Annotated in this window: 7 protein-coding genes and 3 tRNA genes; 9 read left to right on the forward strand and 1 reads right to left on the reverse strand. The window is 29.2% G+C overall.

Translation table 11 applies throughout. The features are described 5' to 3' along the window. The first annotated feature begins 53 nt into the window (after positions 1 to 53). Together EXC59_RS05945 and EXC59_RS05950 are read left to right on the forward strand one after the other, a co-directional pair. Positions 54 to 764 carry a helix-turn-helix domain-containing protein gene (locus EXC59_RS05945; RefSeq protein ID WP_129614264.1) on the forward strand — a complete coding sequence of 237 codons (711 nt, stop codon included), beginning with the start codon at positions 54 to 56 and terminating at the stop codon, positions 762 to 764. Next, positions 761 to 1603, forward strand: coding sequence for an IS3 family transposase (locus EXC59_RS05950; protein ID WP_232034489.1), 843 nt, complete (start codon positions 761 to 763; stop codon positions 1601 to 1603). The genes EXC59_RS05945 and EXC59_RS05950 overlap by 4 nt, the downstream gene beginning before the upstream one ends. Before the next feature lie 56 nt (positions 1604 to 1659). Here the strand turns inward: EXC59_RS05950 and EXC59_RS05955 are convergent, their stop codons facing one another. Next, positions 1660 to 2706, reverse strand: a complete 1047-nt coding sequence (locus tag EXC59_RS05955) for a hypothetical protein (protein WP_035370038.1) — start codon at positions 2704 to 2706, stop codon at positions 1660 to 1662. Positions 2707 to 2831: 125 nt separating this feature from the next. On the opposite strand from EXC59_RS05955, the gene EXC59_RS05960 reads away from it, so the two are divergent. The 7 genes from EXC59_RS05960 (at position 2832) to EXC59_RS05990 (ending at position 11384) form a co-directional block, all read left to right on the forward strand. Further along, positions 2832 to 2907, forward strand: a tRNA-His gene (locus EXC59_RS05960). A gap of 12 nt (positions 2908 to 2919) precedes the next feature. Continuing rightward, positions 2920 to 2994: transfer RNA gene (locus EXC59_RS05965), tRNA-Gln, on the forward strand. A gap of 36 nt (positions 2995 to 3030) precedes the next feature. Continuing rightward, positions 3031 to 3115 (forward strand) — tRNA-Leu (locus tag EXC59_RS05970). A 144-nt stretch (positions 3116 to 3259) separates the two neighbouring features. Next, positions 3260 to 4279 (forward strand): helix-turn-helix domain-containing protein, encoded by a 1020-nt coding sequence (locus EXC59_RS05975; protein ID WP_035370037.1) that lies wholly within the window; start codon positions 3260 to 3262, stop codon positions 4277 to 4279. 397 nt (positions 4280 to 4676) lie between these two features. Continuing rightward, positions 4677 to 5420 carry a nuclease-related domain-containing protein gene (locus EXC59_RS05980; RefSeq protein WP_035370035.1) on the forward strand — a complete coding sequence of 248 codons (744 nt, stop codon included), beginning with the start codon at positions 4677 to 4679 and terminating at the stop codon, positions 5418 to 5420. A gap of 151 nt (positions 5421 to 5571) precedes the next feature. Further along, on the forward strand, positions 5572 to 10764 hold the full coding sequence (locus tag EXC59_RS05985) for a cohesin domain-containing protein (RefSeq protein WP_162849179.1): 5193 nt from the start codon (positions 5572 to 5574) through the stop codon (positions 10762 to 10764). Further along, positions 10761 to 11384, forward strand: a complete 624-nt coding sequence (locus EXC59_RS05990) for a hypothetical protein (RefSeq protein WP_035370033.1) — start codon at positions 10761 to 10763, stop codon at positions 11382 to 11384. The genes EXC59_RS05985 and EXC59_RS05990 overlap by 4 nt, the downstream gene beginning before the upstream one ends. Positions 11385 to 11392: the final 8 nt, after the last annotated feature.

The raw sequence follows: 11392 nt of genomic DNA on the forward strand, positions 1-11392 counted from the left end.
AATAATATAAAGAAATATATATTATTACTGTTAATACTTGGAGGTATTTTATTTTGAGAAAAAACAAACGATTAAGTTATGAAGAAAAATTACTTATTTGCACGATATATGAGAAAGGCGAAGGGTCACTTAGACAGTTAGCAAGTCAGTTTGGCGTAAGCAAAAGCGCAATAGAGGTACTGATTTTCAAATATAGTAAGTTTGGTGCTGAAGCATTACGTATGCAAGGTATGAATCAAAGTTATACTGAAACATTAAAAAATGAAGTTGTTGAATCATATAGGAATGGTGCTGGAAGTTATTATGATTTAGCCCTAAAATATGGAATTCGTAATCCGTCATTAATAGCAAGATGGGTATTAGGGTATAATAATATCAAAACTACACATAGTGAATCAGGTGGTATCGATATTATGGGACGTAAAACAACATTAGATGAAAGAGTTAAAATTGTAGAATACTTAATTCAAAATGAGTTTGATTATCAAGGTACCTCCTTGAAGTTTGAAGTAAGCTACCAACAAGTATACACTTGGTACAAAAAGTACCAAGTTTTTGGTGTTGATGGACTTAGTGACAAGCGTGGTCGAAAAAAACAACCTGATGAATTATCAGAACTTGAAAAATTAAGACGTGAGAATGAACGCCTAAAAAAAGAATTATATTTAAGTGAGGCAGCCAAGAAAGTCTTCAAAAAAAAACAAGAGTTGGAGGCCAAATCCCACTTAACAAGATTAGAAACCAAGAAACATATGAAACAATAGCTTATTTTAAAGATGTTTACGATATTAAATGGCTCTGTGAACTGTTAGGTATACCGCGATCTGCATATTATAAATGGTCAAACAGAATTAAACCATCCTATGAAACAAAGAATGAAGAAATGCTAGAAGTTATACAAACCTACTATAAACATTTCAATAAAAAATACGGTTATAGACGTATTAGAGATAACATCAATAAATATACTGGAAAAAATCATTCAGAAAACTACATTTATCGTTTAATGCGAGCCTACAATTTAAAATCTATTATCCGTCGTAAACGTCCAGGTTTCTTGAAGACTAAACCTGAACAAGTTGGACAAAACATATTAAATAGAGAATTTAGTGCATCCAATCCAAATGAGAAATGGTTAAGTGATGTTACAGAATTTAAATATGGATACAGTGGTCAAAAGCTTTACTTATGTGCGATATTAGACGTATATGATAAGAGTGTAGTTTCTTATCATATACATCATAGAAATGATAATCATCTCGTTTTTACAACCTTTAATAAGGCAGTGAAAAAGAATCCTGGTGCTCAACCAATGTTTCATAGTGACAGGGGATTTCAATACACGAGCAGATCATTTAAGAATCTATTAGATAAACACAATATGGTGCAAAGTATGTCTAGAGTAGGTAAGTGTATTGATAATGGACCAATCGAGAACTTATGGGGCATCATCAAATCTGAAATGTATTATTTAGAAACGTTTGATTCATCAGAAAAACTCACAAAAGCAATTAAAGATTACATTAAGTTCTATAATCAAGAAAGAATACAACGTAAATTAAAAAGCCATACACCTTTAGAATATAGGTATATGGCCATTTAATTTTATATTATTTACCGTGTCTACTTGACAAGAGGCTGTTCAACTTGGCTTTCAACTTATTTCTTATCTTTTTTCTTTAATTCTTCTTCATCGATATCAGAGAATATTTGTTCACGTGGAGTGTAGTTTTCTGGAAGACCATTTGTAGCTTTTTCTGGACGTCCATTTCTAATTAACTTCTTAACAGTTCTATGGAAGAACATGAAGTAAGGAATTAATAGAAGAATAACGAAGTAAATACCATATACAACAAAGTAAACTGAACGATATTCTTTTAAATCAACTGGTTGGAATTTATCAACTAAGTTTAAAGCTTGTTTTTCTTCAGCAGTAGGAACTTCTGGATTTGCAAAAGTCTTAGATAAGTTGTAAGTTTCAGCAGTTAAGTTTAATGTTTCGTGTGACACTAATGGTTCACCACCATAAACATCTTCACCACTTGTAATACGATAGATAAATACTTTTTCTTCCTCACCAGTTATGTGAGCATAAACATTAATATATTCAATATCATATTCATAGATTCCACCAAAACCATCTTGGTTTTCTCTATATAAATTATAGTTAGTAATACGTAGTGTATAAGGAACTTGATTGTTAGCTAAGAAGCCATTCACATTCTTCCAAATTGTGTGTTTTGTAACATCATTTAATGTAACATTTTCTTTCTCTGGATCACCTGTGTGATGAGCAGTAATTTCAAAACTATAGTACATTACATCTTCATGACTGTGTTCTAATACGATATAGAAACCATCTCTATAGATATCATATCCTGGAGCTTTTTCAGCTGAAACGAATGGATAAACACCTAATTTAATTTGATACTTCGGATCGATATCTTCACCAGTAGTATCGTAAGATTCCGCTCCATCAAGCGTTTTAATCTTATCTGTTGAGTAATAATAATTGTATGGAGCATTATAATAAGCCATACCATCAAAAATATTATATGAGTCGTCTTCATTGACTGCTCCCATTAAATAATCAGAAGCATATAAACTTTTTTGGATTTCAACAATTCCTCCAAAGAAGAACTCAATTAAAACAACGATTAGTAATGCAAAGAATATATATAGGATTCTACCAAACCATTTTGCCATGTAAATAATACCGCCTTTCTATATAATAATACCAAATTTATGTGTAAAATAAAAAAAATAATTTTTTTTCAAAACAGACTTTACAAATAAAATTTTATTGGTATAATAATACATGCGTCGACACGGCGGTCGTGGCGAAGTGGTTAACGCATCTGCTTGTGGCGCAGACACTCGAGGGTTCGATTCCCTTCGGCCGCCCCATCTAAATAATACAGGCCCATAGCCAAGCGGTAAGGCAATGGACTTTGACTCCATCACTCGTAGGTTCAAATCCTGCTGGGCCTGCCATATTATTACTAAAGAGCGACACATGCCACCAATTCTGCGGGTGTGGCGAAATTGGCAGACGCACTAGACTTAGGATCTAGCGCTTTACGGCATGCAGGTTCAAGTCCTGTCACCCGCACCACTTATTAGGTAGAAGTTTAAGAACTTCTTTTTTTGCTTTTTGACTTGATTAATTTTAATATATTTGAGAGTAGAGATAATCGCTATTTATTTAATTATTATTAATGGTATCATTAAATGAAGTATCATAAAAGGGAATGAAAATATGGATAACAACGAACGTGGTAATCATTTAAGAAAATTAAGAAATGAACATAACTTAACACAGGAAGCATTAGCATCTCGTTTAGGATTTGAATCACGAACTGCTATTGTGAATATGGAAAACGGAAAAGAAATAAGTAGTGATGTCATCTTAGGGTTGTGTGAAATTTATAAGGTTGATCCTAATACAATCTTGATGTATCAATCAAATAATCAAAATTCATTAACAAAAGAACAATCTAAAAAAGAAGTTATTGTTTATAATCCAAGAACACATATAAGTTATTTTAGTTTAATATTTATTATTTTATTAACAATTCCTCTATTTATATATTATATAGATAAGGAGTTAACGCTAAAGTATTTAGCTGGATTAATTGTCCTTATTCCAATTGGACTATTCACCTTTTTTACTGATGCGTATAAAGAAAAGAAGAAAAGTTCTCTTACACTTCAAATCCCTATTATAAATAAAGTTAAATATAAACATGAGTTAAACGAAAAGGAATATATAAAACAGATAAATTTCTTTAAAAAAACAAGAGTAATGTTCTTATTTATGTCAGTATTCTTAAATTTTATTTCAATTGGGATTATAGGTTTAACAGATGTAATGAGTGATGTGATGCTTGGTGTGATTAGTTTATCTTCAATAATTTCAATTATTATAACTACACTATCATTAGGAGACTTTAATAAAGAAGTAACTGTAAGCTATAAAGCATTCAAAACACCAGTCAAAAAATCATTATTATCAATTCTAATTGAAGTTGGATTATATTTCTTAACAATGTTTAGTTTGACAGTAAGTGAATTAAATATCGATTTTTCGTTATTCTTGTTTGTTGTTTTCTTATACTTAACCATGATTATGCGATATGTGGACTTATTAAGTTATGCTAAATTCAGCAAAATGTATAAAACAATAGAAGTTGATCACAATGACATGACTAAACAAGTGATTAAGTTTGATGTCCAGCAAAAACAAATTGTTTCTATTAAAAACAAATCAAAAAAATAACTTTTAAACACCTCCTAAGCAATGTATGATGTAGGCAAAAGGAGGTGTTTTTTTGTTTGGCATACAAAGAGATATTTGAACTGTTATTTCAAGTTGAACCACAAACAGGAAATTTTTTGATAGATGCAATAGTACCCATTCTCTTATCATTAATTTTCTATAAAGTAGTCTTTATGTTTGTTGGTAAGCTGTATGATTCCGGGGTCGTTTGGGGGAATGACATAGGGAGTTTATTACATTGGCTATTAAGATGTGGATTAATTTATATATCAATTAAGGTATTTAATCAATTTATTCATTATTGGCCAATTTTATTAGTAAGTATCATTATCTTGATAATTATTTGTATAATGATTAAGTATAATAAAAATTTAGTATAGGAACGGAAGAAATTAACATGGCAAAGAAGAAAAAGAAAAATAACGGAGAATTGCTTTATGAAACGATAAGTGTCATTATTGTATTTATAGTTACATTAACAATAAAAACTATTTCAATTATTTACGATGCAATAACAATTTATACGTCAGGTTATAAACAAAAATCTCAAAAAGGATTCTTCAAAACATACTTTGATAAAGGTAATTACGGAGAATTTAAATTATATAAAAAAGCTGTTAGACAATTCGGCAAACCAAATGTTTTAACAAATATTTATCTATCCCATACAACAACAGATACAACTGAAATAGATGTACTTGCTATTAGTAAAGAAGGTATCTATGTATTTGAAATGAAAAATTATAATGGATATATCTTTGGATCTAAAAATGATGAAAATTGGACGCAAGTATTCCACAAAAATGCTAAACATAAATTCTATAATCCACTTAGACAAAATTATGCGCATACAAAAGCACTTCAAAATTATTTAGAAATTGATGATTCTAAAGTTATTCCAGTTGTTGTTTTTTCTAACTACGCTAAATTAAGTAAGATTAATATAACAGACAAAGAACAAGTCATTCAATTAAAGAATTTGAATAGACTTATCAGAAAAACAAGAAAAGTTAAAACTAATGTTTTATCTTTAGAAGAGAAGGAAAGTTATTTAAAAAAACTTATCGAACGCTCTTGTATGCCAGATGAAGTAAAACAAAAACATATTGAACAAGTAAATGATTTAAAAATTCAAAAATAAAGGGCCAATTGGCCTTTTTTTGATATTTCCTTAAAATAGACTAACAAAAACGGACATACTGACAAAAAGAATCATCATACAAGTTGTTAATAAAATTCTTTTATTAACTGCTTGATATAATAAACGTGTAAAAACAGATGGGGTAAAGTATATGAATAAATATATAAAAGTGTTATTTTTCGCTTTTATTTGTATCCTTTTGGCTCCCAATATTTCAGCTTTAGAAGATAATTCAAAGATAAATGTATCGGATTATCAATTTTATCAGTCAACTTATTCAACAATTTATATATCATCAGAGTTAAAAGATATATCAGCGTTGGAATTAGAAATCTATTATGATTCATCAATTATGGAGATTCAGTCTACGTGGTCGAATCTCTCGAATTATACCACTAACATAAATGTTGAGGGTCAGATTAAATTTGCATTTCTCGCTAGTGAGGGGATTAGCGGGTATCAAGACTTATTAATGATAAATATACGTATTAAAGATGGGGCAGCTCTAGGTAGTTACCCTTTTAGTGTTTATGTAGGGGATGCATATCACTCTGATTTAAGTAAGGCGTTCGTTGAAGGGAAAACATCACGAATATCAATTATTGAATATGTTTCGCAGCCAGGTAGCATTTATTTTTATGGTGGAATATCTAGAAATCCAATTCCTTATGAAGAAGAGTTTTACATTACACTATATACCTCTAATGCATACAATTTAGCAACAGGTACTTTTAATATTTTCTATAATGAAGAAAACCTAGAGCTACTAGAAATAGAACTAACAGAGAACTTCGGTAATGATGTGATTAAAACAATCAATCATAATAAAGGATTTAGTTCGATTAGTTTTGTTGATGCAGATGGCATAAATTACTACTCGCAAATTCTTATAGTTCGATTTAAAAATATATCAACGAGACCTGTTTCAGATTCAATTAGAATCGAACCTAAAAATTTATATAATGCAGACTTGCAAAAATTGAACGCAAGCTCTCAAAGTTGGAATCTTAATTTATCTGGGGAACCCCAACAAATAAAGAATAAAATTATGATGAACTCTGTATCAGGTACAACAGATGATGAAATTAAAGTTAAAGTATCGATATCGGAAAATACGATGCTTGCTGCTGGTGACTTTGTTATTAGTTATGATAAAGACATTTTTAAAGTAAAAGGTATTCAAGTATCCGAAGATATTGAAAAAACAAAGTCTATTTTAGAAACACACGTTGAAATAGATAAGGGAACTGTTAAATTTTCATTTATTAATATGGAAGGTCTAATAGAAGCAATTGATCTATTAGAAATAGAATTTGAAATTATTCGTAATGATAATGATATCAACAGTACAATTTCCATTTCCACTAGTGGCACCGTAGATAAAACATTTAATCATATATCATTTAATTATGAAAATTCTACAATTAGTTTAGATAAATATTATCTTGTTCGATATTTTGATTATCTAGGAAACATTGTCTCAGAACAAAGAATAAGAAGAGGAAATGATGGAATAGAACCTGAGGCGATTGAAAGAGCACATTATTATTTCACTGGTTATTCCAAATCACGTTATTATGTTTTAAATGACATGGATATTTATCCAGTTTATCAAGCAATAGCATATAGAATTACATACGATACTTATGTAAGAAATGCACTTTACTATTACACAATTGAAACTGGAATGTATGTCTTACCTGAATTAGAGTGGGATGGGGTTACATATCTTGGTTGGAAATATAACAATGAAATTTATAAAGAAATAAACCTAAGTGAAATTTTATCTGACATTTATTTAGAAGTCGTGTATGTTCAAGGAGAAAACACACTAGTTCAATTTAGCACAGATGATATTGAAAGTGAAACAGTCACCTATATTGGTGTTGATGGAAAATCAAACTTTAAAGACGGTAAGTTTATTGTGCAGTTTGACCGCTTTAAATTAAATGTTAAAGAGATGAAGGCAACAGAAGAAGCTTTAAATGCTGGGTTTGAAGTTACTTTTGAAAAATACAATTATAACGGTGAAATTATTTTTACTGTTACAGGTGTAAAAGGTATAACTGAAGATATTTACTTAGCAACCATTATTTTTGAAGCAGTAAATACTGAGGATAATATATTGATTTATTTAAGTGTTACACCAACACAAGTAAAAGATCACAAGGGAAATAAAATCGGTTTACAAGCGTTTTATACGTCTTTTGATTTAGGCAAATATTATACGGTCACTTATTATGATTTTTATGGACATAAGATATATGAAGAACAGGTGAAAAAGTACAATTATATATCAATACCAACACCTGAAGATATTCCAGGATATAACTTCGTAGGGTATTCTAAGGAGTATATTCCTGTTGTAGAAGATATGGATATCTATCCAATATATGAAGCGAGAAGATATTCTATTGGGTATTCAGATTATCTACCAGGAGCTTTATACGAATACACAATTGAGACAGGAAATTATGTGTTACCAAGTGTGGATTGGGAAAGATATGACTATATTGGCTGGAGATATAATGGAGAAATTTATAGAGAGATAAATTTAAGTGAAATTCTAGATTATATTTATTTTGAACTAGTGATGATGCCTAGCCAAACAATTGTTTTAGATGTGAATGCATTCGATCCGATGGAAAATATTACAGTTACTATTGGAGCAAATAAAGCATCTTTACTTAAAGAAGCAACCTATGAGGTGAGATTTGATTCAAAAGTATTAACATTTAATAAAATCAAGTTAACTGATACAGCAAACAATTTAAATTATGAATTATTCGCAATTGAATTGTTAGAAAATGGAATATTAACATTTAAGGTTCGAGGTGAGGAAGTCAGTGATGTTGACATAAATTTAGTGGAAATTACATTTATGTCAAATGAACCAAATCCGTTAACTTCGTATATAGTAGTTTCTGCTTCACAAGTCTATAATTCGAGTGGAAATAGAATCAAACAACTAAGTAAAACCCAAATCTTTAGTACCTATCCATTTTACACAGTTAGATATTTTGATTATGAAGGAAATGTAATTTCTGAACAACGTATTAAAGAATACAATCACGCAATTGAACCTGAAATCCCACAAAGACCAGGACATCTATTTATTGGGTTTACGCATTCGCCTTACAATATTACAAGTAATTTAGATATATATCCTATATATTCAATGGAATCATATCGTATTGAATATTCTCATAGTGTAAATAATGCAAAATATACATTTACAAATGAAGAAGGAATATATGAACTACCTCAAGTTAATATGCCTGGTTATACATATATGGGGTGGAAGTATAAAGATGTTATTTACAAAAAAATAGATTTAAGTAAGATTTATGAAGATATTTTCTTTGAACTCGTTATTTTTGAAAACAAAAAGATAAGCATCGTTACAGAAAATGAAGGGCTAGATAATGATATTAAGACAATCATTCATCTTGATGCAGCATCAAATATAGCTGCAGCTGATTTTATTGTCAAATATGATAAAAATAAATTAAGTGTCAAATCAATTAAAATCTTATCTGGTGTTGATGAGACAAATAGCTTAATTATGACACATAATATTTATGATCAGGGTGAAATTAAGTTCTCATTTATAAATCAAGAAGGATTAAAAGAAGCCTTAGATATGATTGAAATTATTTTCGAGGCAATCAATAAAGAAGAAGAACTAACCACTTTAATTTCGATTGAAGGAAGTGGTATTGTTGATAAAGATTTCTATCCGATTAATTTAATTTATATGAATGAAGAAATCAAAGTTTTTAAGTTCTACACTGTAAAATATTTTGATTATTTAGGAAACTTAATTTCGACTCAAATGATACGTAAATCAAATGATTCAATTGAACCAGAGATAGATACTAGAATGGGATATAACTTTATAGGTTTTAGTGAAGAAACTACCAATATAAATAAAAATTTAGAAATATATCCTATTTATAGTGCGATTGAATATAAGATTATATATTCAGAAACACCAAAAAATGCATTAACCACATACACTATATTGACCGATGACTATGTGATTCCCGGATTAGAAAAAGAAGGACACACATTTATAGGCTGGAAATACAATGGAGAGTTTGTAGAAAAATTAAACTTAAGTGAAATTTTATCAGATATATCATTAGAGTTAGTTTTAGAAGTAAATACGTATGAAATTACTTTTGAATACGATGGCATAATTGAAACTCACCAAGTAGTTTATGGCATGCCGATTATCTATCCAAATTTAGAAAGTGAATTATATGCATACTTATGGGACATTGATTATAAGATAATGCCTGCGATGAATCTATATACTAAGGCAACGTATGTCATAAAAGAACCGGAAGTTGATTTAAAAGATCATTACAATTTGATTTATGGAGAAGAACTAATCATTAAACCTGAAATAATTGCTCCATATCAAGGTGTAGAAGTAGCTTATTATTGGATTAATCATTTAAATGAGATGATGATAAAAGATGAGATCATCATTAAAGAAGTTAATGAATCAGGTATTTATAAATTAGTACTTAATGTTCAGTATGGTGATGAAAACACTACTTATGTAAGGGAATTTGAAGTTGAAGTTAAACCAAAAATCATTTCAATTTCACTTGAACAAAATAGTTTTGTTTATAGTGGTAATGAAATTAACTTAGATTATAGAGTTTATGATAATTTTTCTAAAGAGTTAGTTATTATCAAACCATATTCAATCATTGATTCTGGAAATTATTTAGTGGAGTTTGAATTAAATGAACTCATCAAAAATAATTATGTGCTAGATAATAATTTAATTGAAGTCATAGTTCATAAAGCTGAACAATCAATTAACTTAAGTGATTTTAGTTTTGAGATAGGTTCATATGAAATTAGATTAAATGCTGATAAGGCGTTTGCATATTCATTAAATAATGTGAGTTTTGTTGCAAAAGAAATCATCGATAACTTAGTAGAATTTACTACTTATCAAGTACATCTAAAGTTCATTGAAACGAATAACTATTTAGAAAGTGAATCGATTTTAGTTACATTAACAACAACAGTTGATGGAATCAAACTAATTAATGAGATGAATCAAATTAATGACATAAAACTAAGTGATTTTGATAAACTTAAAGACTTTAATCGAAGAATTGTTGGCGTCAAAGATGGTTCATATGAAGGTGCTAAAGCAAGACTAGATGAACTAATCCATTTATATAATAATTTGGTTCTAGACATTAATAATGAATATAAAGAAACAAGACAAAATGGCTTCGCATACGCATATATTGGCTTATCAGCACTTACAATGCTTGCGGCTCCAATCATTTGGAGAAGAGGTAGAAAACAATGAAAAAGATTTTAATGATTTTGAGTTTATTGTTGACATCACTCCTTCTTATGGGATGTAATTTCACAACAGCACCAAATAATGAACTGGACGCAGTCAATAAAGTAATTTCAGACTTTAGTTTGAGAAAAACTTTAGGTTATCAATTGATAATTGAACAAACTTATGAAGAAACAATCGTTAATCGATATGAAGAACAAAAAACATTTGAGATAGTAGGTAGTGAAGTAGTTTCGTACTTCACGATTAACGAACGAAGACTAAATGATCTAAGTGAAGAAGCACAATTTAGCGAGACGTTAAATAAATACATTTTTAAAAATGAATTGCTTTTGGATGATTTAACTGATGAAGTTATAGAAGAGATTACCACTGAAGCATATATGCAATTTAATTTAATTGTTAAATCAATCTCAAAAGAATACTTCGTTTTTTACTCGATTGAAAATGGTATTTTTAAAGGGAATCTTCAAGATGATAAGGTTAAGGAAGCATTAGACTTAGTGGTTTCTGAAGTTAGTAATGTTCAAATTGAAATTGTATTTTCAAATAATATAAAGCAAATAAAAATAAATTACAAACAAGCAAAAACATCTACGCAAATTAAAATTGTATTTTATTAGGAAAGGGG

The organism is Acholeplasma hippikon (genome assembly GCF_900660755.1).
Classification (GTDB): Bacteria; Bacillota_I; Bacilli_A; order Acholeplasmatales; family Acholeplasmataceae; genus Acholeplasma; species Acholeplasma hippikon.

Coding starts and splice junctions, on each gene's coding strand:
- EXC59_RS05975 (WP_035370037.1), top strand. CDS start 3,260: ATGGATAACAACGAACGTGGTAATCATTTAAGAAAATTAAGAAATGAA.
- EXC59_RS05955 (WP_035370038.1), bottom strand. CDS start 2,706: ATGGCAAAATGGTTTGGTAGAATCCTATATATATTCTTTGCATTACTA.
- EXC59_RS05990 (WP_035370033.1), top strand. CDS start 10,761: ATGAAAAAGATTTTAATGATTTTGAGTTTATTGTTGACATCACTCCTT.
- EXC59_RS05980 (WP_035370035.1), top strand. CDS start 4,677: ATGGCAAAGAAGAAAAAGAAAAATAACGGAGAATTGCTTTATGAAACG.
- EXC59_RS05985 (WP_162849179.1), top strand. CDS start 5,572: ATGAATAAATATATAAAAGTGTTATTTTTCGCTTTTATTTGTATCCTT.